General features: G+C 42.6%; 1 pseudogene. It reads left to right on the top strand.

Features of this window, described 5'->3' with window-relative positions:
- Positions 1-90: 90 nt before the first annotated feature.
- Positions 91-633 (top strand): annotated as a pseudogene (locus JGK16_RS32595) (recombinase family protein); the annotation flags it as partial.
- Between the last annotated feature and the right edge of the window lie 396 nt (positions 634-1,029).

The raw sequence follows: 1,029 nt of genomic DNA, 5'->3' as shown, positions 1-1,029 counted from the left end.
GAGCATTCTCCTGTTGATTGATTTACTGAATTTTGCTGCAATTATCTGAATAATGTGTTAAACTAGCAGAATATTCAGCATTATTCACTTTTGGATAACTACTCAACCCCAAGGCAAGCAGCCGAACATTTTGGAGTTTGCCTACATACGCTCAGGCGATGGGAAAAGGATGGCATTATTACCGCCATTCGCACACCCTCCGGTCAACGACCTTGACCGACAAATTGCAAAATTATTGGAACTCTATCCATCAGCCGAACTCATTACCGACATTGCCAGTGGGCTTAACTTCAAAAGGAAAGGACTCCAATCCATTCTGGAAGCCGTCCGTACAGGCAATGTCAGCTCTATTATTGTTGCCCACAAAGACCGACTTGCCAGATTTGGTTTTGAACTCATTGAATGGCTCTGTCTATTATTATTGCCCACAAAGACCGACTTGCCAGATTTGGTTTTGAACTCATTGAATGGCTCTGTCAACTCGATGGAACAAAAATCGTGGTTCTCAACCAGGACAATCTGTCTCCAGAACGAGAAATGGTCGAAGACATCCTTGCCATTGTTCACGTCTTTTCCTGCCGACTCTACGGACTTAGAAAGTATAAAACTAAAATCAAGGAAGATCCAGATCTACCCAGAACCAGCACTAGCCAAAATTTATTAAGTAAGTTGAAATTGCGGGATAAAATCATGCAATCCGCTCTGCCAGATTGGGTCAAAAAAACGCCATGTCATATCAGACAAAATGCTATTTTTGAGGCTCATCGAGCGTCCAACGCTAGCAGGGATGCTAAGTATCGAAGCATCCGAAATCCTCGCTCTACGATGAAATTTAATGACGGAAACTTCCGAGATGGAATGTGGCTCAAATCCTATGTAAAAGGGTTGAGATTCACGGCATCTGAACAGATTCCTAGTAGCTGTAAATATGGCACACAATTAGTGATTCATCGCGGTAAATGGTTGGCTATTTTCCCTGAAGAGTATGATGTATCACCGACCAACTCTAAGGCTGTAATTGCTTTAGAC

The sequence above is a fragment of the Microcoleus sp. PH2017_09_SFU_O_A genome, assembly GCF_020738625.1.
Taxonomy (GTDB): Bacteria; Cyanobacteriota; Cyanobacteriia; order Cyanobacteriales; family Microcoleaceae; genus Microcoleus.
This window is presented reverse-complemented; position numbering and strand designations above follow the sequence as displayed.